The organism is Micromonospora sp. DT228 (assembly GCF_049841595.1).
Classification (GTDB): domain Bacteria; phylum Actinomycetota; class Actinomycetes; order Mycobacteriales; family Micromonosporaceae; genus Micromonospora.
The window spans coordinates 200,626-226,608 of the sequence record NZ_JBNCKO010000005.1 but is presented as its reverse complement, the minus strand read 5'-3'; the positions used below and the strand labels follow the sequence as shown (position 1 = coordinate 226,608).

Below are 25,983 nucleotides of genomic sequence, written 5' to 3'. Positions count from 1 at the left end.
TTTCCGTCAGCTCGTAACGGAAACGCCAGAAACGGCTCACACCGCTTCCGTCCGGGGTGGGGTGGGGGAACCGTTGCTTGGGGTGGTGCGTCCGACGGGGATGAGACCCGCATCGACGACCGCCGTCACGATCGCGCTCCTGACCGCCGTCCTGACCGGTTGCACCGGCGTCGACCGAGCCCCCACCCCCCTCCCGCCCCCGGTCACCACCGCTACCGGCCCGGCCATCACCGCCACCCCGCCGCCGCCCGTCGTCCCCACGACCAGCGGTACGCCCACCCAGGTCATGTTGCGCACCTCCGGCGGCTTCGCCGGCCGTGGTGACGCCGTGACAGTCGAGCCGAACGGTCGGTGGACCGCGGTGGACCGGGCCGGCAGTCGGCGCGGCGGCCAGCTCGACCCCGCCGACCTCGGCCGCCTGACGGGACTGGCCGCCGACCCCCGGCTGGCCGCCGAGGCACGGCGGCCGACCAGCTCGACAACCTGCTCGGACGCGTTCAGCTACCGGCTCACCGTGGGCGGCGTCGAGACCGGCTTCGTCGACTGCCCGGCCGACGCCGCGCCACCGCCGGCCACACAGGCCCTGGTCAAGCTGCTGCTGCGGACCACCGGCACTCAGACCAGGTAGTCCGGGGGCAGGCCGGTGCCCCGCAACTCCGGCGGAAGGTGGGCCACGTCGTTGACGGCGATCAGATTCGGCGGCCCGGTCGGGCTGTACCGGATCACGGTCAGGCCCGCGTTGTGCAGGTTCAAGCCCATCCAACGCCACTCCGGCGCGTCCAGCGCGTGCCGCACCAGCCAGGCGATCAGAAAGCTGTGCGTCACGACCAACTCGCGAACCGGCTCGTCACCTGTGGGCCCGTCGCTGACCGGGCCGGCGAACCGCCGTACCGCCGCCGCCGTCACCTGCGGCCCGTCGACCCGTTCGGTCGCCGAGAACTGCCCGAGGAACGTCGCGTACGCCGGGGGCAGTCCCACCGGATCCGTGTCGTGTGGGAGGTGGTCACCTGCCAACTCCGTCTCGTACACCGGCACCTCGGGCAGCGACCCGGCGATCAGCTCGGCGGTCTGCGCGGCCCGGCGCAGCGGCCCGTGCTGGATGGCCGCGAACCGCCGGCCCCGCAGACGCTCGCCGAGCAGGATGGCCTGCCGCCGGCCGCGCTCGGACAGGCCGGTGTCCGGTTCCCCGGCATCCGACTCCCGCAGCGCGGTCAGGTCCTGCTCGGCATGTCGGGTCAGGTACAGCAGCCGGGTCGCCATGCCGCCCACCTCACCACACCGGAACCGGCGGTTCGCCCCCGCGTTCGTCCCTAGCCCCGCGGGAACATCTGGCCGATGCGGATCCGGTTGCCGAACGGGTCCCGGATGCCGAAGTCGATCCCGTACGGGCGTTCGGTCGGCTCGTCGGTGATCTCGACGCCCTTCGCCACGAGTTCCTCGTGCGTCTTGTGGGCGTCGTCGGTGGTCATGAAGAGGTACCCACCCAGGGCGCCCTTGGTCAGCAGCTCGCGGACCTGCTCGGCGGTGGCCGGATCCAGTGCCGGCGCGCCCGGCTTCTCCAACAGGATCTCCCGCTCCGGGTCGCCGGGCAGGTTGACAGTCAGCCACCGCATGAAGCCGAGATCCTGGTCGGTGTTGACCTCCATGCCGAGCTTGTTCACGTAGAAATCGAGCGCCTCGTCCTGGTCGAGGACGTAGATCTGGGAGCGGCTGATCGCGTTCATCGTCATGCCGACAACGGTAGAGGTCGACCGTGACCTGCGGCTTATCCAAAACTGCTGGGTCGGGTCCAGGCCTTGGTGAAGCACGACGGCACGTTGGCCGGCGCGACGCGGTCCCGCCGGAAATCCGAGGGCGACTTGCCGACGATCTGGCGGAACGTCCGGCTGAACGTGCCGAGGCTGCCGAAGCCGACGGCGTAACAGATGTCGGTCACGTCCCGATCGGTCTCCACCAGCAACGTCATCGCCCGCTCCACCCGGCGACGTTGCAGGTAACGGTGCGGGGTCTCACCGAACGTGGCCCGGAAGGTGCGGATGAAGTGCGCCTCGGAGACGTACGCGATCCGGGCCAGCGCGGGGATGTCCAGCGGCTGGGCATACGCCCGGTCCATCGCGTCCCGGGCACGCAGCATCGCCCGGTTCGACTCCTCCACCGCGCGACTCATCGACTCGGTTGCACATCCGCTCTGTTACCTGACATTGCCGCAGGCTGACGCTCGCGTACCGCCGTCAAGCATACGGCCGGTACACGGACTCGCCTTAGAGGTGGCTGGTAGCTCTGGTCCGACGCCGCCGCAGGACCGCAACGACAATTCCCGCAGCAAGGATCGTCAGAGAGGCACCGGTCGCGAACCATCGGCCCGACGACTGATCGAGCGTAGGTGCGGCCGTGGCAGGCGTCGGGGCGGGCACCGAAGCGGACGGTGTGATCCGCGACTGCGCAGGCGCAGGTGCGACTCTGATTCCCGAGCACAGCCCAGTTGCCCCGCCGGTGGAATTCACGCGATATCGGGTGCCGACACGAAAGTTGTAGCCGCAGCTGGCCTCACTGCGGCCCACCCTCAGCTTGAGCGTGGGCCCTGCCGGAAGGCTGCCCTTCTCGACCGACGCCACCGCGAGTTGGACCCCGGTGTCCATCACCTCGGTGATCGTGCCGACGATGATGAGGTCGGCCCGCTCGTCCGCCTCGGCGGCTCGCGCGCAACTGCACGCCAGTGCCGGCTCTGCCGGTAAGGCGACCACGACGAGGCTGAGGCTGAGAGCGGTCAGGACAGACAGGATCGCGGCGCGCAGCTTCACACCAATTCTGACGCGCACGCATCCCCCGCCGTTCCACCAGGCGTCGCGGCGGGTCGCATACCAGCGTGTCGAAACCCGACGTCGGGCTGGACGGCCACCACGGCGACCAACCCTGATGGATATGGAGCCCCCGGCCGGGATCGAACCGGCGACATCTCGCTTACAAGGCGAGTGCTCTGGCCAGCTGAGCTACAGGGGCGCGTGCGTCGACGTCAGCATAGCGAGTGACGTCCGGATATCCCGCTCGCGATGCCCCCCGAGCATTGGAAACGTCAACAACCCGACGCGTACGGGTTTACCGGTGCGTCGATTGATGCCTGAGCGTGCCCGAGTGCCCGGAATGCGTAGGCCGTCGGCCAGGTCGGGCGGCACCCCGCCTTGGCAGCACGGGCAAACCCGTTTACGGTTCACTCACACGGACGACAGCCCGGCGCCCCCGCGCGCGAGCCGCAGTCCGCTGACCGGCACGGATACGTGCCTGTCGCTCCTTCACTCGGATCGTCCGGCACGTTCCTGCCGGTGAAAGGAAGCGCTTCACCATGGCTACGGTCACCTATTCCAAGGCGTCCCGGGTCTACCCGGGCCAAGAGCGTCCCGCCGTCAACGAGCTGAACCTCGAGATCGGCGACGGCGAGTTCCTCGTCCTGGTCGGCCCCTCCGGTTGCGGCAAGTCCACCAGCCTGCGGATGCTCGCCGGCCTGGAGGACGTGGACGCCGGCTCGATCTACATCGACCAGCGTGACGTCACCCACCTTCCTCCGAAGGCCCGCGACATCGCGATGGTCTTCCAGAACTACGCGCTCTACCCGCACATGACGGTGTACGAGAACATGGCGTTCGCCCTCAAGCTGCGCAAGACCTCCAAGTCGGAGATCGACCGGCGAGTCAAGGAGGCGGCGGCCCTGCTCCAGTTGGAGGAGTACCTCAGCCGCAAGCCGAAGGCGCTCTCCGGTGGTCAGCGTCAGCGTGTCGCGATGGGCCGCGCGATCGTCCGCGAGCCGCAGGTCTTCCTCATGGACGAGCCGCTGTCGAACCTCGACGCCAAGCTGCGTGTGCAGACCCGTACCCAGATCGCGTCCCTGCAGGCCAAGCTGGGCGTCACCACGGTCTACGTCACGCACGACCAGGTCGAGGCCATGACCATGGGTCACCGCGTCGCCGTGCTGCTCGACGGTGTCCTCCAGCAGGTGGACACCCCCCGCGCGCTCTACGACACCCCGTCGAACGTGTTCGTCGCCGGTTTCATGGGTTCCCCGGCCATGAACATCAAGACCGTTGCGCTCAACGAGCAGGGCGCCGAGTTCGCCGAGTTGAACATCCCGCTGACCCGGGAGCAGGTCGCGGCGGCCCGCAGCGAGGGTGGCAACGGCAAGGTGACCGTGGGCTTCCGCCCGGAGGACTGCGACCTGGTCAGCCCGACCGAGGGCGGCATGCCGGTCGTGGTCGAGCTCGTCGAGGACCTCGGCTCGGACGCCAACGTCTACGGCCACGCCGCGCTGGGTGGCAGCTCGGAGCGCTTCGTCGTCCGCACCGACCGGCGCAGCATGCCGAACATGGGTGACACCGTGTTCGTCAAGCCGCGTACCGGTCGCAGCCACGTCTTCCACGCCGCCACCGGCAGCCGGATCTGACGTAACGCTCAACCGACAGGGGCGGTCCGCTTCGGCGGGCCGCCCCTGTCGTCGTACCGGTGGTGGATCTTCACCCCCCGGAGCCAGCGCGGATGTGGCTCTGTGGGGTGACTCGGCAGGGTGGGCCGCGCCCATAGCCTCGCGGCACGCCCAACCCGAGGAGACGCCGTGTCCGCCACCGCCACCGCTCAACCGATCAACCGTTCCCGGCCGTACCTGGTGGTTCGCCTGGCCGCCCGCAGCCTCGCCTACTGCGCGACGCTGGTGCCGGTCGCCCTGCTCGCGCTTGTGACCGTCCCGTGGGGCGGGGCAGGTGCCGCCGTCGCGCGATGGAGGGCCCTGCGTACCGGGCTGCTCGGCGCGCCCCCGACGCCCGTGCCCAGCCGGCGGCCCGGCCCGGTCGCGGTGCTCGGCCACGCGCTGCTCAGCCTGCTCCTCGGCGCGGTGGCCCTGCTGCCGCTCGGCGTCCAACTGCTGCTGGTGCTGCGTGGCGTGCTCTACGGCCTGGTGGTCTCCGGGCCCTACGACGATGCCTGGGGTGGTCCGACCCGGGGCGGCGCGTGGCTGGCGCACTTTCTCATCGGCCTGCCAACCGCCGCCGTCGGCCTGGCCGTACTGGTCGGCATCGCCGCCGTGCACCAGCGGCTGACCCGACGTCTGGACGGGGAGCGGGGTCCGCGCTGGTTGATCCCGGCCGTGTTGCTGATGGCGCTCGCCGGGACGCTGCTCTTCGTGTCCTGGACCCGGCAGATCTGACGACGAGGCCCCCTCCCGCACCTGGCGGGAGGGGGCCTCGTCGACGTCGTTACAGCTCGACCGAGCGGCGGCGGGCGACCTCGGCGAGGGTGACCGCGGCGGCCACGCTGGCGTTCAGCGACTCCACCTCGGAGATCATCGGGATGCTGACGGTCAGGTCGCAGGTCTCCCCGACCAGGCGGGACAGCCCGCGCCCCTCGGAACCGACCACGACCACGAGCGGACCGACGGCGGCTTCCAGGTCGTACAGGTCGGTGTCACCGTCGGCGTCCAGGCCGACCACCATGAAGCCGGCGTCCCGGCACGCCTTCAGCGACCGGGTCAGGTTTGTCACCTGCGCCACGGGCACCCGCGCGGCCGCGCCGGCGCTGGTCCGCCAGGCGGTCGCGGTGATCCCGGCAGCCCGTCGCTCGGGTACGAAGACACCCTGCGCGCCGAAGGCGGCGGCCGACCGGATCACGGCACCCAGGTTGCGCGGGTCGGTGACCCCGTCCAGCGCGACGAGCAACGGGGCCTGCTGCTCCAGGGCGGCGGCGACCATGTCCTCGAACGGCTGGTACGCGAATGGCGGCACCTGCAACCCGACGCCCTGGTGCAGCACGCCGCCGGTCATCCGGTCCAGCTCGGCCCGGCTGATCTCCAGGTTGGCGATGCCCCGGTCGGCGGCGGTCCGGATGATCTCGTTGATCCGGTCGTCCATGTCGATGCCCTGGGCGACGTAGAGCGCCGTGGCCGGCACCTGGGCGCGCAGCGCCTCCAGCACCGGGTTACGCCCGACCAGCAGCTCCGGCGTGTCCTTGCTCGGGTTGGACTTGCGCCCCGGCGCGACCCGAGGACCGGACCGCGCGGTGGGCTTGCCGCCCCGCCCGCCGGCGGCCCCACGGCCGCCGGTGGCAGCGCCCCGACCCCCGGGTACGCCCCGACCGCCGCCCCTGCCCCAGGTGGTGTCCTTGCTGCCCGGCTGACCGATCTTGGGGGCGCGCCCCTCGTCGGCCGCCGCGCGGCGCTCCTTGTCCTGCTTCCAGGCGGTGCGCTGGGGCAGCTTCTCGGTGCCCGAGTAGCCCTTGTGCCACGGCCGCTCGTCGGCGGGCAGGGTGCGCCCCCGCCCGGCCAGCGAGTCCTTGTTCTTGCCGCCGGTGCCCTTGGGGGCGCCTGCCTTCGACGTCAGTCGCCGGCCACGGCGCTGCGAGTTGCCGGCCATCAGTCCTGCTCTCCAATAGTCCAACGGGGGCCCTGGGGGGTGTCCTCGACCACCACACCGGCCAGCTTGAGCTGGTCCCGTACCGCGTCGGCGGCAGCCCAGTCCTTGCGGCCCCGGGCCTGCGCGCGCTGCTCCAGGGCCAACGCGATCAGGGAGTCCACCACGGCCCGTAGATCACCCGTGCGGCCACCGCCGGTCCAGTCCGGGCTGAGGGGGTCGATCCCGAGGATATCCAGCATCGCCCGCACCGCGGCCAGGGTGGTGCGGACGGTCACATCGTCGCCGACGCTCAGCGCGGTGTTGCCGTCCCGAATGTGCTGTTGCAGCACGGCCAGCGCGGCGGACGTGTTGAGGTCGTCGTCCATCGCCGCGACGAAGCCGCCGGGCAGCTCACCGAGCTGCTCGACGCCGACCCGCTCGGCCGCCCGCTGCACGAAACCCTCGATCCGGCGGTACGCGGTCGCGGCCTCGCGGAGCGAGTCCTCCGAGTAGTCGATCACCGAGCGGTAGTGCGCGGCGGCGTAGTAGTACCGCAGCTCGACCGGCCGCACCCCGAGCGAGTCCACGTACGCCAGGTTGAGCGCGTTGCCCGCGGACTTGCCCATCTTGGCCCCGCCGATGCTCAGCAGCCCGTGGTGCACCCAGTAGCGGGCGAACGGCAGACCGGCGGCCTTGGACTGGGCGATCTCGTTCTCGTGGTGCGGGAACGTCAGGTCCAGACCGCCGCCGTGGATGTCGAACTCCGGGCCGAGATAGCGCCAGCACATCGCCGAGCACTCGATGTGCCAACCCGGGCGGCCCAGCCCCCAGGGCGACGGCCAGTAGGCGTCCGCCGGCTCGTCCGGTTTGGCACCCTTCCAGAGCGCGAAGTCGCGCGGGTCCCGCTTGCCCCGGTCCGGCGCGTCCCCGGCCGACTGCATCGCGTCCGGAGACTGACCCGACAGCGACCCGTACGCCGGCCACGACGCCACGTCGAAGTAGACGTCGCCGGAGCCGTCGGTGGCCGGGTACGCGTGCCCGTCGGCGACCAACTTGGTGATCAGCTCGTGCATCTCCGGGATGTGCCCGGTGGCCCGCGGCTCGTAGGTGGGCGGCAGCACCTTCAACGCCCGGTACGACTCGGCGAGGAGCAACTCGTTCGCGTACGCGATCGACCAGAACGGCCGACCCTGCTCGCCCGCCTTGACCAGGAGTTTGTCGTCGATGTCGGTCAGGTTGCGGATGAAGGTGACCTCGTAGCCGGCGGCCTGCAGCCACCGTCGCAACACGTCATAGTTGACGCCGGAGCGAAGGTGGCCGATGTGCGGCGGAGACTGGAGCGTGAGACCACACAGGTAGACCCCCACCTTGCCGGCTTCCCGCGGGACGAAGTCCCGCACCGATCGGGTGGCAGTGTCATACAGGCGTAGCGTCACCGTACAAGGGTAGCTGTCCGTGCCTGTCCGGATCGGCCGGTGCCGGGTCGTACGCTGCCAGACGTGGACGCGACCGCACGCTCCGGTGAGACCCCAACCCACCCCAGCGCCCCCACCGACGCTGTGCCGGGGCAGGCCAACGCGGTCGGACCGGCCGGCGCGCTCGGACCGGCCGGGCTTGTCGGTGCCGTCGCGGGACGCCCCGGGGAGATGTCGCAGACCCTCGACCGAGGGTTACGGCTGCTGCACCTGGTCGCCGACGCCTCGGGCGGCCTGACCGTCACCGAGGCCGCCAACCGGCTCGGCATCGGCCGGGCCGCCGTCTACCGGCTCGTCGGCCCGCTCACCGGGCACGGCATGCTGCGCCGCGACGGCGTCGGACGGCTACACCTCGGCGCCGGACTGCTGCACCTGGCCCGACGCGCCCAGCCGCTGCTCGCCGAAGGCGCCCTGCCCGCGCTACGCCGCCTCGCCGAGCAGGCCGGCGCGACCGCACACCTGACCGTCGTCGAGGGTGGCGAGGGCGTCGCCCTGGCCGTGGTCGAGCCGACCTGGACGTCGTTCCACGTCGCGTACCGTGCCGGGGCCCGCCACCCCCTGGACCGAGGGGCGGCGGGCCGAGCCATCCTGGCCGGCCGATCCGGGGAGGCTGCGCCGGTCAGCAGCAGCGGAGAGTTGCAGGCCGGGGCGTACGGGGTGGCCGCGCCGGTGCTCGGCGTACCCGGCCTGGAGGCCAGCGTCGGCGTGGTCGCGCTCGCCCCGCTGGACGTGGACACGATCGGCCCCCAGGTGCAGGCCGCCGCCACAGCCATCACCACAGCCCTCAGCTGATCCCGAACCCGCGACCACCACCTCGCTGGCTTGATCAACTCGGGTTCATGAAAGTCGCGATGTCCCAAGGCCAACGACCGCCCGACTTTCAGAAACGCGAGTGGATCACCACCGGCGGGCGGTCCAAAGGCGCCCGTGTCGGTCGATCCGGCCGGGGCTATAGCACAATCGGCAGGCGGGTTCGTGGTTGTCCACAGGTCCGGCGGGAAGCGCGGGCCGGGTTGTCCACAGGGGTTTCGGTGGCCGGTGGGTGGTCGGCAGGCTGCTTGGCATGCCACCACGTCCGCATCGCCCCGATGCCCTGAGCTGGCAGGTCTTCCGCGGCTCCGACGCCGTCCGGGACGGCCTGCTCACCGAACATCAGCTGCGCAACTCCGCCTGGGTGCGGTTGCGCCACGACATTTACGCCGATGCGCGGCTGGAGCGGGACCACGCCCTCGCGTGTCGCGCCGCACTCCTCCGGCTACCGCCCGGAGTGGTCGTCGGCGGCCCGTCGGCCGCCTACCTCCACGGCGTCCTACACGCCGCAAGTTTCACCGACGATGTGCACGTCCTCGTGCCCCGATCATTGCGGGTCGGCCCACAGCGCGGCCTCAGTGTGCACGTCAACGCCCTCACCCCACTAACGGCGAGCGAAACCCCAGAGCCGGCCGCGCCCCCACCAACGACACGGCGACTGCCAGGCACAAGACGACCATCAGCCGCAGGCCATCCGCCGGACGCAGGACGGCCACCAGCCGCGGGCCAACCACCGGACGCGAGCCAACCACCGGACACAAGACGGCCACCAGCCGCAGGGCGGCCGTCGAGCGCTGGACGTCCACGTGATGCGGCGCGACCTATGGGAGCAGAGCGCCCACCTGCCGGCGGAACGTCACCACGCCCAACACGACAACTGTTCCGCCCGGCGGCGTCCATCAGAGCAGGGGCAATCGCGACGGCCCGGCCGGGCGTTGGGTGGACGGCGGCCAGCACACTCGGGTCTCGAGAGCAGGATGTCCTCATCCCCCGGTCCGACCCTGGGCGGGCCGCCTGGGAAACGGCTGTCTGGCTCGATCCGGTTCGGGCCGTCGCCATCGTCGACTCGCTGCTCGGGCAGGGGCTGGCCGATCGCGACACCCTGGCCGCCCTGGCTGCCCGCAACGCCGATCGGCCCGGTGGGCGACGAGCGCGCTGGGTCTTCGACCTGGCCGACGGCGGAGCCGAATCTCCGCCAGAGTCGCACCTACGCGTGCGGTTGGTGCTGGGTGGGCTGCCGCGCCCCGTGGTGCAACATCCGGTACGCCTGCCCATCGGCGTTGTCCTGCACCCCGATCTGGCCTGGCCGCAATATCGGGTAGCGGTGGAGTACGACGGGAAGTGGCACTCCGACGCAGAGCAACTGCACCGCGACCGCCGTCGGCTGAACCTACTGGTCAACGCGGGTTGGCTGGTCCTGCACGTGACCAGCCGACGGCTGAACCGTGAGTTCCCGGCGGTGCTTCGGGAGGTGCGGGACGCGCTGGTCAGCCGCGGATGGCGACGGGGATCGCCCACATGAGCATGATCGACTCGGGTTCCCGCAAACCGCGCCTTCCACCGCACCTCGACACCCCACCTTCAAGAAAATCGAGTCGATCAAGCCCGCAGAGCGCCCCGCGCACCGGCCCGCGAAGCTGGCGCATCGGCCCGGGAAGCCGGCACGTCGATCAGCGCGGCCGGCGCATCGGCCCGCGAGGCCGGCGCATCGGCCCGCGAGGCCGGCGCATCGGCCCGCGAAGCCGGCGCATCGGCCCGCGAAGCCGGCGCATCGGCCCGCGAAGCCGGCGCATCGGCCCGCGAAGCCGGCACGTCGATCAGCGCGGCCGGCGCGTCGGCCCGCGAAGCCGGCACGTCGGCCCGCGAAGCCGGCACTTCAGTCAGCACGGCCGGTACGTCGGCCCGCACGGCCGGCAGGTTGGCGAGCGCGGCGGGCAGGTCGGCCAGGCTGGACACTTCGGCGTCGGGTGTGTGGCCGTGCGGCCGAGGCAGACCGTGTCGGTTCAGCCACACCGATCGCAAGCCCGCTCGCTGCGGTGCCACCACGTCGTGCTCCCACGAGTCCCCGACGTACACAATCTGGCTGGCTGGCGCCCCGGCTGCCGCGACCACCGCCGCGTAGAACTCCGGGGCCGGTTTCTTGGGCAGGCCGTTCTCGTGGGCGTACATCTCGAAGGTGAACTCGCCGCTGAGCCCGCAGCGTTCGGCGCGGCTGTTGCCGTTGGTGGCGAAGCCCAGGGTGTACCGGGGGCGCAGCGTGGCCAACGCCGCCGGCACGTCCGGGAAGGGCCTGGTGAGGGCGAACCGGCGAGCGAAGAAGAGGACGGCGATCTCGTCCAGGTGGTCGTCCAGGCCGGCGCGGGCCAGCGACCGGGCCAGCGCGGCGCGGCGGATCTCCACGACCGGAGCGGCCGACAGGTCACCGAAGACCGCGTCCCAGTCCGATTCCAGCTCGGCGAGGGTCACCTCGTTCGCCGCGGGGGTACGCCGCCGCATCTCGTCGAGGACGGCCACCAGCCCGCCGGTCACCGCGGGGCGCAGGTCGAGCAGGGTTTCGTCGGCGTCGAACACCACTGTGGTCAGCACGCTGCCCACTGTCTCATCGACCGTCGAGCGCCAGCGCGGGCTCGGGCGAGACGGGCGCGGATGCCGACGGACTGCCGCGCAGCTCGTCGAGTCGGACCAGCGCGACCCCGGCGACGATCATCGCGCCGCCGAGGAGTTGCCACCCCGTGGGCAACTCGTCCAGGAACAGCCAGGCGATCAGCACCGCGAAGAGCACCTCGGTCAGCCCGACGAACGACGACAGCCGGGGGCCGAGGATCCGGGTGCCGGCGATGCCGGCCAGGTACGCGATGACGGCGGCCACCAGCGAGAGCCCGGCGATCGGCAGCAACCAGCTGGCGGGCTGCCCGGCGAAGGTGACCTCGCCGAAGTTGGCGTGCAGCGGGAGCAGGCCGGTCAGCCCGATGAGGAGCAGCACGGCGGCGCCGACTGCCATTCCGCCGCTGGCCAGGGCGACCGAGGGCAGCCGGGGGTCGACCCGCCCGGCGAGCACGAAGTACCCGGCCAGGCCGAATGCCGCACCCAGCCCCCAGAGCACACCCACCGGATGGAAGTCGGCGGTGCCGGCGAGGTCGAGCACGAACACCAGCCCGACCAGGGCGGCCACCGACCCGGCCACGGTGAGTCGGCGGGGTCGCTGCCCGTGCCGTAGCCACATCCACCCCACGACGAGGATGATGCCCAGGTATTCGAGCAGCAGCGCGACACCGACCGGCAGATAGCGCACGGCGTTGAAGAAGCAGACCTGGGCCAGCGCCACCCCGAGGAGCCCGAACATCCCGATGGCCGTGGCGTTGCTCCGCAGCACGGCCCACCTGCCCCGCAGCGACAGCAGGGCGGGGATCGCCAGTACCAGGGCGGCGATACCGACCCGGGCGATCACTGCCGACTCGGCGGACCAGCCGGCCTCGATGAGTGATCGCGCGAAGGTGCCGGAGGTGGCGAAGGTGACTGCGGAGAGCACCGCCAGGGCGGCGCCGGCGGCAGGTCGTGAGTGCATGTCGCGCTCCTCGGGTCGGCACCATGTCATGAGCAAACTATCCTTGCGCTGATGACGCTAGGCGGAAACTATGACAGGAGTCAAGGTGCTATTTGCTCATGACACCGAATGTTCCCTGATCGCCGCCGCCGCGCTGGTCAACACAGCGGGCCGGGACGGCGAGCTGCTGCCCGACATTGCCGCGCTGGACGCCTTCTTCGTCCGCTACTCCTACAGCGGGCGGCACGAGCACACCGACGCGGAGCTGCGAGGCGTCCAGCAGTTGCGGCCCCGGCTGCGCCGCGTCTGGTCCGCCGAACCGCCGGAGATCGTCGCCATCGTCAACGGCCTACTACTGGAACACAAGGCGCTGCCGCAGCTCATCGAGCACGACGACGAGCCGTACCACCTGCACGCCACGCCCCGCGACGCGCCGCTGGCCACCCGGATAGCGGTGGAGGCGGCGATGGCGATCGCCGACCTGGTCCGGATGGGCGAGCTGAGCCGACTGCGGATCTGTGAGTACCCGGACTGCGACAACGTGGTCGTCGACCTGTCTCGCAACCGGTCGCGGCGGTTCTGCGAGGCGGGCTGCGGCAACCGCGCCGCGGTGACCGCCTACCGCGCCCGACGCGCCGCCGGCCGCTCCTGAGCGGTGGCCGCCCACTCCTCGGCCCGCAGCTCGTACTCCACCTCGCCCCGCTCGGTTCCCGGAATCGGATCGTCCCACCGGAGGTGGAAGGTCCGCACATAGCGCAGGCCCGTCTTGGCCAGCACCCTCCGCGAGCGTTCGTTGACAGCCATCGTCTCGGCCCAGACCCGACGCACCCCTACGGTGTCGAAGGCGTACCGGACCAACGCCCGCGAACCCTCGGTGGCCAGCCCTCGCCCCCACGTCGAGCGCCGCAGCCGGTAGCCCAACTCGGCCTCGGTACCGTCCGCCGACGGGTCGAGCGCGAACCAGCCCAGGAACTCGCCCGACTCCCGATCATGCGCCGCCCATCGCCCCAGCCCGGGATGCCGCTCGTACTGACCGAGCAGCCTCGGCAACTGCTCGTCGCGGACCGTGGCCGGCGGCGTGGCCACACCACCGCTGAGGAACCGCATCACCTCGGGATCACCGTCCAACTCGACAAGCGCGTCGACGTCCGCCGTGGTCAACCGCCGTAACCGCAACCGCTCGGTGCAGGGCAGGTCACTCATAACGGGATCATCCCGCCGTCGCACACCACCGTCGAGCCGATATCCGTGTCGACCGCATCCAAGATCCGCACAACAACGGGGAAACTGCTGCCTCAGACCGCGACGAGGCAGCAACATCGCCGAAGTTGCTGCCAACGAACCCCGCGACCACCGTCGCGGGCGAGGCGGTCGCGTCAGCGCGGGGGCGCCGCCACGAAGAGCCGCCAGGAGTACGCGTCGACAACCAACACGGGCCCGTCCGAGTCCTTACTGTCTCGCACCCCGACCACGTCCCCAAGATTCGTCGCCACCTCGACGCACTGGTCGTTGGAACCACTCCGGCTGCTCTTACGCCACCTGGCTCGGCTCAACTCCACGACTCCGCCACTTCCCTCAGCAACTCGATCGACTCCTGCGGGGGCAACGCCTGCCCGAGGGTAGCTTCCCAGGTCCGTTGTAGAAGCAGTAGATCCGCAGGCCGATCGAGTTCCTGGCCGCCGATCTGGCCACCAAGGTAGGCAAGATCGCTACCGTCGGCCGCGGTGGCAAGGATGAATGGCCCGTTCAGGCCGGGATACTCCTCGGCCGAGCGAGGTACCACATGGAGCTGAACTCGCGGATGCTCGGTCGCCAAGCGCGCCAAGTGCAGAGACTGCTCGCACATGACCTTGCGACCGCCGACGCGTCGCCTCAGCACCGACTCGTCAAGCACCGCGACCACATGCGGCGGGCGATCCTCGTAGAGGACCCGCTGGCTGTCCATCCGATCCGTGAGGCGACGCTCGACCTCATCGGCGTCGAGCAGTCGGTCTGACTCAAAGATGGCGCGGGCATAGCCTTCGGTTTGCAGCAGCCCAGGGACATGTAGCGGGTCGAACCATCGCAGCGCCCGCGCCTCCACGAGGATCGCGCGCCAGCCGCGCAGCCAGACCTGAGCCTTGTCCAGGCTGACCAACTCGGTGGACATCCGGCCGAAGAGGCCGCCGGTGTCCAGGGCGCGGTCGACGAGTTCCAGGTACTTGACGGTGGGCGGCTGCTGGCCCAGCTCGACGGCGCTGACCATCGACGCCGAGTAGTTCACCGCCTTGGCCAACTCGTCCTGACTCCAGCCGCGCCGGACCCGCGCCCGGCGCAGCTCCGCGATCAGGAACGCCGCCGCCGTCATCTGTCCATCGGCCATGCCGTACCCGCCCTCCACCCCGCCGACGATCATCTCCAGCCGGCCGCCAGCGGCGGTGCCACCCGAAACAGGGCGACTATGACGACGCGGCCAAACCCTTCCGACCGTAGTCGCCTGATCACCAGACTGTGAAGCGCGGCACCGCTCCCCGTCCCCCGGGATCTGCCGGCGCCGCACGGGACCGCCCGCTCCCCCGTGCCGGGCGGTCCCACCTCCCAGATCCCCATCACGCCGACCACCCCGACTGACCGCGCAAGATCGCGCTCGATCGTGGAAACAGTGGGCTCCTCGCCTGCGGAAACCACTACATCCTGGTTCGAGCGCGATCTTGGTCCGGCCCGGACGCGCAGCCCGGCCCGGGACGCACAGCCCCGCCCGGGACGCACAGCCCCGCCCGGGACGCGCGGGGAGCGCGGCGTGATGCCACAAACGATTCAGGTCGAAAGGAAGGCCGCCGCATGTCCCGGACCGCCTCGGACGACCGCGCCACGACTCCACCTCGACAGCACCTGGCCCTGCGCCCGCTGTGGCTCTGCCGGGTCTGCGCCGCGCCGTGGCCGTGCCCGGTCGCGCGGCTCACCCTGCGCCGGGAGTACGCGCACGACCGGATCGGGTTGAGCGTCTACCTGTGCGGGGTCCTGTACGAGGCGGCTGCCGACCTGTACCGCCTGAACCCCCACGACGGCCCGGACCCCGCCGCGCTCTTCACCCGCTTTCTCGGCTGGGCGAGACCACGGCACATGCCCTGAGCGGGACAGACCACGGCACATGCCCTGAGCGGGACAGACCACGGCACATGCCCTGAGCGGGACAGACCACGGCCGGGCGCGGCCGGGCAGCGCTCAGCAGGGTCAGGGGTGGGTCATCCGGAGCAGGTCGAGCGTCTCGTCGAGCTGGGTCTCGGTGAGCTTGCCGGAGTCGACGTGGCCCCGGGAGATCACCACCTCGCGGATGGAGACCTGCTTGGCCAGCGCCTCCTTGGCGATCGAGGCGGCCTCGTCGTATCCCAGGTAGCGGTTGAGTGGGGTGACGATCGACGGTGAGCCTTCGGCGTACGCCAGGCAGACCTCGGCGTCCGCGACCAGGCCGGCCACCAGCCGGTCGGCGAAGAGCCGGCTCACCGCGGAGAGCAGCCGAATCGACTCCAACAGGTTGCGGCCCATCACGGGGAGCATCACGTTCAGCTCGAAGTCGCCCTGGGAGCCGGCGAAGCCGACCGTCGCGTCGTTGCCGATCACCTGTGCGCAGACCTGCCGCATCGCCTCGGCGACCACCGGGTTGACCTTGCCGGGCATGATCGACGAGCCGGGCTGGAGGTCGGGGATACGCAGTTCGCGGAGGCCGGCACGCGGACCGGAACCCATCCACCGGATGTCGTTGGCGATCTTGTAAAGGCCGACCGCCACGGTACGGAGCTGCCCCGACGTCTCCACGAGCGCGTCCCGGGCACCCTGCGCCTCGAAGTGGTTGCGCGCCTCGGACAGTGGCAGCCCGGTCGACTCGCGTAGCTTGCCGATCACGGCAGCGGCGAAGCCGAGTGGGGTGTTGATCCCGGTGCCGACGGCGGTGCCACCCAGTGGCAGCTCGGCCAGCCGGGGCAACGCGCCTTCCAGCCGCTCCATGCCGTAGCGGACCTGGGCGGCGTACCCGCCGAACTCCTGGCCCAGGGTGACCGGGGTGGCGTCCATCAGGTGGGTGCGTCCGGCCTTGACCACCGTCTCGAACTCCGCCGCCTTGGCCGCCAACGCCGCGGCCAGGTGGCCCAGCGACGGCAGCAGGTCCTCCACGATGAACTGGGTGGCGGCCAGGTGGATCGAGGACGGGAAGACGTCGTTGCTGGACTGGGAGGCGTTGACGTGATCGTTCGGATGCACGGGTGAGCCCAGTTCCCGGCCGGCCAGGGTGGCGATCACCTCGTTGGCGTTCATGTTCGACGAGGTGCCCGAACCGGTCTGGAAGACGTCCACCGGGAACTGGTCGTCGTAGCCACCGTCGGCCACGTGCGCGGCGGCGGCGGCGATGGCGGCGGCCACGTTGGCCTCGATCACGCCCAGCTCGCCGTTGACCTCGGCCGCCGCGCCCTTGATCTGGGCGAGCGCCTTGATCTGGGCCGGTTCGATGCCCCGGCCGGAGATCGGGAAGTTCTGCACCGCCCGCTGGGTCTGTGCCCGCCACAGCGCCTCGGCGGGCACTTCCACCTCGCCCATCGAGTCGCGTTCGATCCGGTAACCGGTCGCCTCTGGAGTCGTCACACGTACCATCCTGCCGCGCCCGTGGCCGACTCGCAGATGATCCGTCAGCCCAACTCGGCGAGCAGCCGTTGCACCTCGTGCTGGTCCGGCGACTCGATCTGGCGGAACAGGAACAGCGCCCGGGTCAGGTGCGCGCGCGCCGCCGCCGGGTCGCTCGCGAGCAGGCAGCGGGCGATGCCTGTCAGCGCCCGGCCCTGCTCGTTTCGGGCCCCCAGCCCTGTGGCGTCGGCGAGCACCCGGCGATGCAGGTCGAGGGCGCTTGTCACGTCCCCCTGGTCCAGGATGGCTCGGGCCAGCAGGTTGCGCGAGCCGCACTGGGCGACGCGGTCGCCCACCTCGGTCATCGCGACAAGTGCCGCGCGGTGCAGGTCGGCGGCCTGTTCCGGACGCCCAGCCTCCCGTTCCATCATCCCGATCTCGTTCAACACCTCACCCTCACCGAACCGGGTGCCCATCTGCCGCTTGAAACGCAGAGCGACTTGCAGCAACCGGCTGGCCGGTCCCACATCACCCATCCGATGCCGGATCATCCCGAGATGCCCGAGGGCGTTGCCGATCCGGCGCGGGCCGCCGACCTCCCGTGCGATGCCCAGGTGCCGTCGGGCAACGAGCAGCGCCTCGTCGAGCTGTCCCCACAGCAGCAGGGTCATCGACAGGTTGTTGAGTTCGTTCGTCAGCGCTTGCTTGTCGCGCATCCGCGTCGCCACCGCGCGGGCCTCGTCGAAGCACTCCCGGGCGCGGCGAAACTCGAAGTTGGCGGCGTAGGAGCTGCCCAGGTTGCCGAGCGAGTTGCGGAATTCGCTGCGCAGACCCAGCTCGCGGAAGATCCCGAGTGACCTCTCCATGACCCGGATCGACTCGGGAAAATCACCCAGCCGGTAGTGGGCCGAGGCCAGATAGTTGAGCACCGTCGCCACTGCCCGGTCGTCGCCCAACGCCTCGGCGGCGCGCAGGCCGATGGTGTGTGTCTCGATCAGCTCATCCAGCCGACCGCCCTCGAACTGGGCGAACCAGCACGCCCTCGCCAACTGCCAGCAGTAGCGGGGGAATGCCTCGGTCTCCGCCAACCGGACCAGGGCGGACCACGCGGCCAGGTTCTCGTCGAGCCAGGCCTGGCCCTGCTCGGCGACGAGCGCGACCAGGTCGGGGCGGAGCGGTTCCGCCATCACGATCAGCGAGTGGAGCGAGGAGAGCTCCTTCTTGCGGGCGATCGACGTGGCGACGTGCAGATGGTGGTCGAGCAGACGTTCGATGCCGTCCCGCCGCTCGACCTCCCGACCCGGCTCGGACACCAGGGTTCGCGCGTACTCCCGGACCAGGTCGTGCAACCGGTACCGACCCGGCTCGGCCTCCTCCACCAGGTTCGCGTCGACCAACTCGTCGAGCAGGTCCTGGGCGTCGGGCAGGGGCAGTTCGGCGAGGACGGCGGCGACCGAGTTGTCGAACCGTACCCCCGGGTGCAGGCCGAGCAGCCGGAACGCACGCTGCGCCGTCGGCGACACCTGGGCGTACGACAGGGCGAAGGCCCGCGCGACGGACCTGTCGCCCGCTTCGAACTCGGCCAACGGGTCGGGTCGGCTCATCAGCCGCTCGGCCAGGTCGGCGATGCGCCAACGGGGCCGGTGCGCCAGTCGGGCGCCGGCCAGCCGGATGGCGAGTGGCAGGTGGCCGCAACGGCGGACGACCTCGGTGGCCGCCTCCGGTTCGGCCGCCACCCGGTCGATGCCGACCACGTGCCCGAGCAGCTCGATCGCCTCGTCCGTGTCGAGTACGGGCAGTGAGGACGGTCGGCCCTCGTCCACCCCGACCAACCGGCGACGGCTGGTGATCAGGACCAGGCAGTGCGAGCCGTTTGGCAGCAGGGGTGTCACCTGGTCGGCGGTGGCCGCGTTGTCGAGCACCAGCAGGGCGCGTCGGCCGGCCAGCTCGGTGCGCCAGAGCGCCAACCGGTCGTCCTGGTTCGTCGGCACCCGCTCGGCCGGCAGACCGAGCTGCCGCAGCAGTGTGGCCACCGCCGCGGCGGGTGTCAGGGGGGTGCGCTCGCTGTGCCCGTGCAGGTCGATGTAGAGCTGGGCGTCCGGGTAGTCGTTGGCGAGGGCGGTGGCGACGTGCACCGCGAGGGTGGTCTTACCGCTGCCGGCCATTCCGTCGATGAGTTGGATGCGCGCGCCGGCCTCCACGTCCTTTACCAGGCGGGCCAGCGTCTGCTGCCGACCTGTGAAGTCGCCGATCGCCCGGGGCAGCGAGCGGACCGGCTGGATCGGCGACGACGCCCGGCCGGCCAGGACCAGATCGCCGGCGAGTACGCGTTGGTGCAGCTTCTGGAGCTCGGCGCCCGGTTCGATGCCCAGTTCGTCGGCGTAGGACCGCCGACCCTCCCGGTAGACGCCGAGCGCGTCGGCCTGTCGACCGACCGAGGAGAGGGCGAGCATCAGTTGGCCGCGCAGTCGCTCCCGCAGCGGATGCTGGTCGACGCTCTCGGTGAGTTCGTCGATCAACTCGGCGCCTCGGCCGAGACGCAGCTCGACGTCGACGCACTCCTCCAACGCGGTCAGGCGCTGCTCGTCGAGGGCCTGCGCGCGGCGGCGGACGCTCCGGCTCGGGATACCGCCGAGGGCCGGCCCGCGCCACAGCGCCAGGGCGGCGCGGTATCCCGTCCGCGCGTCGTCCAGCCAACCGGCGTCGGCGGCGGCACGGGCCGCCTCCACACCCCTGGCGAAGACCTCGACGTCCAGGTCGTCCGGCCCGGTACGGACGCCGTACCCCGCCGGATCGGTGACGATGGCCTCCGGTGTCAGCCCCAGTTCGGCGAACCGGCGTCGCAGTCGCGACACACAGGTCTGCAGTTGGGCCCGGGCGGTCGCCGGGGGGCGTTCCTCCCACACCGCGTCGACAAGCTCGTCCACCGGCACGAGCCGGCCGGCCCGTAGCAGCAGCGTGGCGAGCACGATCCGGTCTCGACCAGCGGTGACAGTGGCCTCGCCACCGCCGACCCGCAGAGGCCCCAGGATCCCGAACCGCATCTGCTCCCCCGCATCACTGGCCCGACTTTCAGCAGCGTAGTCCGGCGGTCACAGATCGGCTCAGTCAGGCGATAGCGATGTGAGAGCGGATCGGCAGCGGTCCATCGGACACTCACTCCGGGTTGTCGGTGACGGCATCCGACGGGGGCGGTGCGCACGTCCCATCACCCCCACCGGGGGCGGGCGCACCGATGTCGGTACAGCACGGGCGACAGGAGGGGCGTCGAGCGGATTCGCTCGACGCCCCTCCCCGTGCCGGTCGGGTCAGCGGCGGCCGACGGTGAGCACCGGCTTGGTGACCTCGGCGAAGAAGTCGTTGCCCTTGTCGTCGACCACGATGAAGGCGGGGAAGTCCTCCACCTCGATCTTCCAGACCGCCTCCATGCCCAGCTCCGCGTATTCGAGCACCTCGACGTGCTTGATGCAGTCCTGGGCGAGGCGGGCGGCGGGCCCGCCGATGGAGCCGAGGTAGAAACCGCCGTGCTGCTGGCAGGAACGGGTCACCTGGCCGGACCGGTTGCCCTTGGCGAGCATCACCTGGGAGCCGCCGGCGGCCTGGAACTGCTCCACGTAGGCGTCCATCCGGCCGGCCGTGGTCGGGCCGAAGGAGCCGGAGGCGTAGCCCTCGGGGGTCTTCGCGGGGCCGGCGTAGTAGACCGCGTGGTCGCGCAGGTACTGCGGCATCGGCTCACCGGCGTCCAGCCGCTCGGCGATCTTCGCGTGCGCGATGTCCCGGGCCACCACGAGCGGGCCGGACAGTGACAGCCGGGTCTTCACCGGGTACTTGGACAGCTCGGCGCGGATCTCGTCCATCGGCCGGTTCAGGTCGACCCGGACGACAAGCTCGGCGTCGAGCGCGTCGTCGGTGACGTCGGGCAGGAACCGCGCCGGGTCGGTTTCCAGTCGCTCCAGCCACACACCCGACGGGGTGATCTTGGCGACCGCCTGCCGGTCTGCCGAACAGGAGACGGCGATCGCCACCGGGCAAGACGCGCCGTGCCGGGGCAGCCGGACCACCCGTACGTCGTGGCAGAAGTACCGGCCGCCGAACTGGGCCCCGATGCCGAAGTTGCGGGTCAACTCCAGCACCTCCGCCTCCAGCTCCAGGTCGCGGAAGCCGTGCGCGCTCATCGAGCCGGAGGTGGGCAGCGCGTCGAGATACTTCGCGCTGGCGTACTTCGCGGTCTTCAGGGCGTACTCGGCGGAGGTGCCGCCGATGACGATGGCCAGGTGGTACGGCGGGCAGGCGGCGGTGCCGATCAGCCGCAGCTTCTCCTCCAGGAACTGCATCATCCGCGTCGGGTTGAGCAGCGCCTTTGTCTCCTGGTAGAGGTACGACTTGTTGGCCGAGCCACCGCCCTTGGCCATGAACAGGAACTTGTACGCGTCGGGGTGCCCGTCCGGGTCCTCGGCGTACAGCTCGACCTGGGCCGGCAGGTTGCTGCCGGTGTTCCGCTCGTCCCACATGGTCAGCGGGGCGAGTTGGGAGTAGCGCAGGTTGAGCTTGGTGTAGGCCTGGTAGACGCCCCGGGAGATGGCCTCGGCGTCCGCGCCGTCGGTGAGCACGTGCCGGCCGCGCTTGCCCATCACGATCGCGGTGCCGGTGTCCTGGCACATCGGCAGCACCCCGCCGGCGGCGATGTTGGCGTTGCGGAGCAGGTCCAGCGCGACGAACCTGTCGTTCGGCGAGGCGGCCGGGTCGTCGATGATCGCCCGGAGCTGGGCCAGGTGCGCGGGGCGGAGGAAGTGCGCGATGTCGTGCATCGCCTCGGCGGTCAGCGCGGTGAGCGCGGCCGGTTCCACGGTGAGGAACCGACGGCCTCCCGGGCCGTGTACGACGTCGACGCCCTCGTCGGTGACCAGGCGATAGTCCGTCTGGTCCGGGCCGGTCGGCAGCAGGGGGGCGTACGAGAATGCGGCGGCACTGCTCATGAGCGGCAAGCCTAGGGCAGACCGGTCGATCACTCCCACCCGCCGGGCGGGTCCTGGGACGCCGCTCTCATCCCGCGGGCCCGCCGCCCGCTCATCCAGCGGGTGACCAGGCCCTCAGCCGTCCTTGCCGCCGTCCGGGTCGGGGCACAGTTCGCCCTTCGGCCCGCAGTCGCCGTTGTTCGGTCCGCCGGGGCCGGTGCCGCCCGGCCCGGGGGTCCCGCCGTCGCCGGGCGGGCGGGCCGGTGAGCCCCCGGCAGCGCCGAAGCGGACGTAGCCGATCTCGCGTCCCTCGCCGATGATCATGCCCTGCGACCCGACGGCGAGGGCGTTCGCCGAGGTACGCAGCATGGCCAACTCCCGCCCGTTGCGCGGGTCCACAGCGACCAACCGGGACGGCTTCTCGTCGGTGACCACCGCCGCGTACGGGGTCAGCGCGGCGGTGGCCTTGCCGGTGGCGGGCCGGGTCCACAGCACCCGGTCGGTGCCGAGCTGACGGGCGACCACCGACCGTTTGTCGGCGGCGCGGAACACCGCGTAGCGGTCGTCGACAGCGATCAGCTTGGTGCCCGCTTCGCCGACCCAGAGCAGCCGGCCGTCGTACCCGTCGACGACCGCCTCGCGGCTGTCCGGGCCGACACCGATCAGCACGTTCCGCGCGCCCTGCGGATCTTCGCGCTGCACGCAGCCGGCACTGTCGGCGGTCCGCAGGTTGACCCCGGCGCGCTGCCAGGCCTCCTGACCGGTCGCCGGGTCCCGGGCGGAGATGGCGAAGTAACAGGTGCCGTCCTGGGATCGGGCGGCGATCCGCAACATCCGGCCGCCCACCACGGACAGCCGCTCGTCCCGTCCGGGTTCGACGTTCTGCAACACGCGACCGGTGGCGGTGTCGACGACGTGCACCCGACCGTCCACGGGGAAGCCGAGCAGCGGTGGCGCTGGTTCCGCCCCGGCCACCCCGTCGTCGATGCGGGTGGCGGTGAGCCGACGGGTGCCGCGCAGGCCGGGGTTGTCGGCGAGCAGGCCGCTGTGCACGCCGGGCAGGAACGCCGTCCAGAGTGGCGTGGTGCCGCGTGGGTCCCAGGCGCTCAGGGTGCAGTCGGTGGCGTCCGTGCAGCGGGCGTCGAGGAGCAGGTTGCGGTACGTCCAGACGGCCACCGCGTCGGCGTCGCGTCGACGGGTCGCCCCGGTGGCCGGGTCGAGCAGCTCGTACCCCTTGACCAGGAGCTTGCCCACGGCGACGACCGCGTCCCGGTCACCGCCCGCGACCGCCGACCAGTCCGCCTTGCGCTCCCAGAGCTGGGTGCCGGTGGCCAGGCTGCGGGCTTCCACCCGGGTACGCTGCTCGACCACGACGGCGTCGCCGGCGATCGTCACGCTGCGCGGGGTGCCGCCGATCCGTTGCTGCCAGACCACGTCCGGCTCGGAGATGGGTTCACTGCGGTCCACCCAGTCCCACAGGCCGGGGAAGGGGTTCCACACGCCGGTCGCGGCGAGCGCGACGACCACGGCGAGGCCGAGCAGCAGCCCGCCGCGCACGCTCCCCTTCGCCACCCGCACACCGTAGCCACGATCCCGGATCTTCCGTACGCCCGCGCCGCCGTGTCGCCGCGCTTTCTGCGCCCGAAGGTGTTACGAGGACCCCCGCACGGCGCTGCGTACCAGCGGCAGCGTGCGGTACGGGATCTGCTCGGCCAGCGCGATGATCGTCGAGGCCCGGGTGATGCCGGCCGAGGAGACGATCTGGTCGATGACCCGTTGCAGGTCGGTGTTGGAGCGGGCCACGATCCGGCAGAGCAGGTCGCTGGAGCCGGTGATGGTGTGCGCCTCCAGCACCTCGGGGATGGCGGCGAGGTGGGCGGTGACCGGGTCGTGGCCGTGCCGCTGGCTGATCTCCAGGGTGACGAAGCTGGTCACCCCGAACCCGATCGCGGCCGGTGCGATCTCCGGGCCGAAGCCGCCGATGACGCCCCGGTCGATGAGCTTGTCCAGCCGGGCCTGCACGGTGCCGCGGGCCACCCCGAGCCGGCGGGAGCACTCCAGCACCCCGATCCGGGGCTCCTCGGCGAGCAGTTCGATCAGGCGCACGTCGAGGACATCGAGCTGTACATTCTGCTCACCATCCATGGACCCAGACCATACCGAATGCGCAACCTGACCAGCATTTCTGGTCACAGTTGCCCACCCGGTGCCGGGGCAGCGATCCTCCCGGTAAGAACCGACCACGGCGGCCCACGAGGCCGGCCGGTACGCGAGGGAGCCCACCATGACCCAGGCGATCGACCGACCCCAGTCGACCGAGGACGTCGACGTCGACCGGCTCGTCGGCGCTGTCGACCACGACATCAGCCACGACCCGTTCCCGGTCCGGGGCCTCGACCACGTGCACTTCCTGGTCGGCAACGCCAAGCAGGCGGCGCACTACTACTCCACCGCGTTCGGCATGACCTGCGTGGCGTACCGCGGCCCCGAGCAGGGTTACCGGGACCACGCCCAGTACGTGCTCACCAGCGGCTCGGCCCGGTTCGTGCTGACCGGCGCGGTGCGCCCGGACGCCGACGGCGCCGAGCACGTGGCGAAGCACAGCGACGGGATCAGCGACATCGCGCTGGAGGTGCCGGACGTCGACGCCGCGTACGCGCACGCCATCGCGCAGGGCGCCGCCAGCGTCGTGGAGCCGCACGAGGTGACCGACGAGCACGGCACCGTCCGGATGGCCGCCATCGCCGCGTACGGCGACACCCGGCACACCCTCGTCGACAGGTCCCGCTACACCGGCCCGTTCCTGCCCGGCTTCGCCGCTCGCGGCCCGATCGTGAACCGGCAGCCGATGATCGACGCCGGCATCCAGCCGAAGCGCTTCTTCCAGGCCGTCGACCACGTGGTCGGCAACGTGGAGCTGGGCCGGATGGACGAGTGGGTCGAGTTCTACAAGCGGGTGATGGGCTTCTCCAACATGGCGGAGTTCGTCGGCGACGACATCGCCACCGACTACTCGGCGCTGATGAGCAAGGTCGTCGCGAACGGCACCCGGAAGGTGAAGTTCCCGCTCAACGAGCCGGCGATCGCCCGCAAGAAGTCCCAGATCGACGAGTACCTGGAGTTCTACCAGGGCCCCGGCGCGCAGCACATCGCCGTCGCCACCAACGACATCCTGGCCAGCGTCGACGCGATGCGGGCCGCCGGGGTGGAGTTCCTGGACACCCCGGACTCGTACTACGAGGACCCCGAGCTGCGCGCCCGCATCGGCAAGGTGCGGGTGCCGATCGAGGAGCTGAAGGCCCGCAAGATCCTGGTCGACCGGGACGAGGACGGCTACCTGCTCCAGATCTTCACCAAGCCGGTGCAGGACCGCCCGACGGTCTTCTTCGAGCTGATCGAGCGGCACGGCTCGCTGGGCTTCGGCAAGGGCAACTTCAAGGCGCTCTTCCAGGCCATCGAGCGGGAGCAGGAAGCCCGCGGCAACCTGTAACACTTGCGAGCGTGACGCAGCCTCCGTCGTACCCGACGCCGCCGGCCGGTGGGCCTCAGCCCGCCGCCGGCGGCGTCGCGCCGCAGCCCGGACCGCACCCCCACGGGTACGCTGTCCCGCCGCAGTACGCCCCGCCCGGGTACGCCCCGCCACCGTGGCCCGCCGGACCACCCGGCCCGCTGCCGCCGACACTGAGCCCGGGTGGTCAGCCGCTGGCGAGCTTCGGCGACCGGCTGCTCGCCTGGCTGATCGACACGGCGTTGGCCAGCGTCGTGTCGCTCGTGCTGTTCCTGCCGTTCTTCCTCGTCCTCTGGTGGCGGATGCTCACCGAGATCACCCGGACCAACCGGGACGGCACGCTGGTGGAGCCCGACATGGCGACCTTCTTCGTCGAGTTCCTCCTGCCGATCCTGCTGCTCCAGCTCGGGCTTTTCGTCGTGGCGCTCGGGCTCTACTGGCTCTACCACGTGGAGTACCTCAAGCGCGACGGTCAGACGCTCGGCAAGAAGGTGCTGAAGCTGCGCGTGGTGCCGATCGACCCGACCCGCACGCTGGACCGGCGGATGGCCGGCCGGCGCTGGCTCGTGCAGTTCCTGGGGGCCTCGTTGGTCCCGGCCGGCACCTACGTCGACGGGCTGTGGCAGCTCTGGGACAAGCCGTGGCAGCAGTGCCTCCACGACAAGTTCGCCGAGACGGTCGTCGTTAAGGTGTCCTCGTGAGCGAGCGCAACGACCGAAACAGCAGGCAG

Annotated in this window: 24 protein-coding genes, 1 tRNA gene and 1 pseudogene; 9 read left to right on the top strand and 17 right to left on the bottom strand. The window is 71.1% G+C overall.

Annotation, left to right across the window (positions count from 1 at the left end):
- Positions 1-100: 100 nt before the first annotated feature.
- Positions 101-628, top strand: coding sequence for a hypothetical protein (locus ACLQ29_RS12855; protein WP_425771817.1), 528 nt, complete (start codon positions 101-103; stop codon positions 626-628).
- Here the strand turns inward: ACLQ29_RS12855 and ACLQ29_RS12850 are convergent.
- From ACLQ29_RS12850 to ACLQ29_RS12830, 5 genes are all read right to left on the bottom strand, one after another.
- Positions 616-1,260 carry a histidine phosphatase family protein gene (locus ACLQ29_RS12850; RefSeq protein ID WP_425771816.1) on the bottom strand — a complete coding sequence of 215 codons (645 nt, stop codon included), beginning with the start codon at positions 1,258-1,260 and terminating at the stop codon, positions 616-618. The two genes, ACLQ29_RS12855 and ACLQ29_RS12850, sit on opposite strands and share 13 nt — an antisense overlap.
- A 50-nt stretch (positions 1,261-1,310) precedes the next feature.
- Positions 1,311-1,730 carry a VOC family protein gene (locus ACLQ29_RS12845; protein WP_393369605.1) on the bottom strand — a complete coding sequence of 140 codons (420 nt, stop codon included), beginning with the start codon at positions 1,728-1,730 and terminating at the stop codon, positions 1,311-1,313.
- 35 nt (positions 1,731-1,765) lie between these two features.
- On the bottom strand, positions 1,766-2,167 hold the full coding sequence (locus ACLQ29_RS12840; RefSeq protein ID WP_425771815.1) for a helix-turn-helix domain-containing protein: 402 nt from the start codon (positions 2,165-2,167) through the stop codon (positions 1,766-1,768).
- A gap of 94 nt (positions 2,168-2,261) precedes the next feature.
- Entirely contained in the window at positions 2,262-2,801 is a 540-nt protein-coding gene (locus ACLQ29_RS12835) for a hypothetical protein (RefSeq protein ID WP_425771814.1), read from the bottom strand.
- A gap of 122 nt (positions 2,802-2,923) precedes the next feature.
- Positions 2,924-3,000: transfer RNA gene (locus tag ACLQ29_RS12830), tRNA-Thr, on the bottom strand.
- Positions 3,001-3,340: 340 nt separating this feature from the next.
- Here ACLQ29_RS12830 and ACLQ29_RS12825 point away from each other — a divergent pair.
- Entirely contained in the window at positions 3,341-4,432 is a 1,092-nt protein-coding gene (locus ACLQ29_RS12825; protein WP_393369601.1) for an ABC transporter ATP-binding protein, read from the top strand.
- A gap of 168 nt (positions 4,433-4,600) precedes the next feature.
- Complete coding sequence (locus ACLQ29_RS12820) at positions 4,601-5,188, top strand: hypothetical protein (RefSeq protein WP_425771813.1); 588 nt, start codon at positions 4,601-4,603, stop codon at positions 5,186-5,188.
- Positions 5,189-5,237: 49 nt separating this feature from the next.
- On the opposite strand, the gene rlmB is transcribed toward ACLQ29_RS12820, so the two are convergent.
- The gene (gene rlmB, locus ACLQ29_RS12815; protein WP_425759656.1) at positions 5,238-6,389 is read right to left on the bottom strand and encodes a 23S rRNA (guanosine(2251)-2'-O)-methyltransferase RlmB; all 1,152 of its coding nucleotides are present in this window, start codon (positions 6,387-6,389) and stop codon (positions 5,238-5,240) included.
- Complete coding sequence (gene cysS, locus ACLQ29_RS12810) at positions 6,389-7,804, bottom strand: cysteine--tRNA ligase (RefSeq protein WP_425771812.1); 1,416 nt, start codon at positions 7,802-7,804, stop codon at positions 6,389-6,391. The genes rlmB and cysS overlap by 1 nt, the downstream gene beginning before the upstream one ends.
- 63 nt (positions 7,805-7,867) lie before the next feature.
- Here cysS and ACLQ29_RS12805 point away from each other — a divergent pair, with 63 nt between their 5' ends.
- Together ACLQ29_RS12805 and ACLQ29_RS12800 are read left to right on the top strand one after the other, a co-directional pair.
- A complete protein-coding gene (locus ACLQ29_RS12805; RefSeq protein WP_425771811.1) occupies positions 7,868-8,635 on the top strand; it encodes an IclR family transcriptional regulator in 768 nt (255 codons plus the stop codon).
- Between the two features lie 841 nt (positions 8,636-9,476).
- Complete coding sequence (locus tag ACLQ29_RS12800) at positions 9,477-10,175, top strand: endonuclease domain-containing protein (protein WP_425771810.1); 699 nt, start codon at positions 9,477-9,479, stop codon at positions 10,173-10,175.
- 392 nt (positions 10,176-10,567) lie between these two features.
- On the opposite strand, the pseudogene ACLQ29_RS12795 reads toward ACLQ29_RS12800, so the two are convergent.
- Together ACLQ29_RS12795 and ACLQ29_RS12790 are read right to left on the bottom strand one after the other, a co-directional pair.
- A pseudogene (locus ACLQ29_RS12795) lies at positions 10,568-11,239 on the bottom strand (HAD family hydrolase); the annotation flags it as partial.
- A gap of 13 nt (positions 11,240-11,252) precedes the next feature.
- Entirely contained in the window at positions 11,253-12,218 is a 966-nt protein-coding gene (locus ACLQ29_RS12790) for an EamA family transporter (protein WP_425771809.1), read from the bottom strand.
- Between the two features lie 85 nt (positions 12,219-12,303).
- Between ACLQ29_RS12790 and ACLQ29_RS12785 the strand changes: the two genes are divergently transcribed.
- Positions 12,304-12,849 carry a CGNR zinc finger domain-containing protein gene (locus tag ACLQ29_RS12785; RefSeq protein ID WP_425771808.1) on the top strand — a complete coding sequence of 182 codons (546 nt, stop codon included), beginning with the start codon at positions 12,304-12,306 and terminating at the stop codon, positions 12,847-12,849.
- On the opposite strand, the gene ACLQ29_RS12780 is transcribed toward ACLQ29_RS12785, so the two are convergent.
- The 3 genes from ACLQ29_RS12780 to ACLQ29_RS12770 all read right to left on the bottom strand — a co-directional run bounded on the left by ACLQ29_RS12780 (position 12,816) and on the right by ACLQ29_RS12770 (position 14,559).
- Positions 12,816-13,400: a GNAT family N-acetyltransferase gene (locus ACLQ29_RS12780; RefSeq protein ID WP_425771807.1), complete on the bottom strand. Its 585-nt coding sequence runs from the start codon at positions 13,398-13,400 to the stop codon at positions 12,816-12,818. The genes ACLQ29_RS12785 and ACLQ29_RS12780 overlap by 34 nt on opposite strands.
- Before the next feature lie 173 nt (positions 13,401-13,573).
- Entirely contained in the window at positions 13,574-13,756 is a 183-nt protein-coding gene (locus ACLQ29_RS12775) for a DUF397 domain-containing protein (RefSeq protein ID WP_377617655.1), read from the bottom strand.
- Complete coding sequence (locus ACLQ29_RS12770; protein ID WP_425772037.1) at positions 13,747-14,559, bottom strand: helix-turn-helix domain-containing protein; 813 nt, start codon at positions 14,557-14,559, stop codon at positions 13,747-13,749. Before ACLQ29_RS12770 ends, ACLQ29_RS12775 begins: the two co-directional genes overlap by 10 nt.
- A 458-nt stretch (positions 14,560-15,017) precedes the next feature.
- Here ACLQ29_RS12770 and ACLQ29_RS12765 point away from each other — a divergent pair, with 458 nt between their 5' ends.
- Complete coding sequence (locus ACLQ29_RS12765; protein WP_425771806.1) at positions 15,018-15,308, top strand: hypothetical protein; 291 nt, start codon at positions 15,018-15,020, stop codon at positions 15,306-15,308.
- A gap of 102 nt (positions 15,309-15,410) precedes the next feature.
- On the opposite strand, the gene ACLQ29_RS12760 is transcribed toward ACLQ29_RS12765, so the two are convergent.
- From ACLQ29_RS12760 to ACLQ29_RS12740, 5 genes are all read right to left on the bottom strand, one after another.
- Complete coding sequence (locus tag ACLQ29_RS12760) at positions 15,411-16,820, bottom strand: class II fumarate hydratase (protein ID WP_425771805.1); 1,410 nt, start codon at positions 16,818-16,820, stop codon at positions 15,411-15,413.
- A 35-nt stretch (positions 16,821-16,855) separates the two neighbouring features.
- On the bottom strand, positions 16,856-19,834 hold the full coding sequence (locus ACLQ29_RS12755) for a BTAD domain-containing putative transcriptional regulator (RefSeq protein ID WP_425771804.1): 2,979 nt from the start codon (positions 19,832-19,834) through the stop codon (positions 16,856-16,858).
- Positions 19,835-20,098: 264 nt separating this feature from the next.
- Positions 20,099-21,766: a fumarate hydratase gene (locus ACLQ29_RS12750; RefSeq protein ID WP_425771803.1), complete on the bottom strand. Its 1,668-nt coding sequence runs from the start codon at positions 21,764-21,766 to the stop codon at positions 20,099-20,101.
- Between the two features lie 114 nt (positions 21,767-21,880).
- Positions 21,881-23,323: a PQQ-binding-like beta-propeller repeat protein gene (locus ACLQ29_RS12745; protein ID WP_425771802.1), complete on the bottom strand. Its 1,443-nt coding sequence runs from the start codon at positions 23,321-23,323 to the stop codon at positions 21,881-21,883.
- Positions 23,324-23,395: 72 nt separating this feature from the next.
- Positions 23,396-23,890 (bottom strand): Lrp/AsnC family transcriptional regulator, encoded by a 495-nt coding sequence (locus tag ACLQ29_RS12740; RefSeq protein ID WP_425771801.1) that lies wholly within the window; start codon positions 23,888-23,890, stop codon positions 23,396-23,398.
- A 139-nt stretch (positions 23,891-24,029) separates the two neighbouring features.
- Here ACLQ29_RS12740 and hppD point away from each other — a divergent pair, with 139 nt between their 5' ends.
- Together hppD and ACLQ29_RS12730 are read left to right on the top strand one after the other, a co-directional pair.
- The gene (hppD, locus tag ACLQ29_RS12735) at positions 24,030-25,235 is read left to right on the top strand and encodes a 4-hydroxyphenylpyruvate dioxygenase (protein ID WP_425771800.1); all 1,206 of its coding nucleotides are present in this window, start codon (positions 24,030-24,032) and stop codon (positions 25,233-25,235) included.
- Positions 25,236-25,246: 11 nt separating this feature from the next.
- Entirely contained in the window at positions 25,247-25,954 is a 708-nt protein-coding gene (locus ACLQ29_RS12730; RefSeq protein ID WP_425771799.1) for an RDD family protein, read from the top strand.
- Positions 25,955-25,983: the final 29 nt, after the last annotated feature.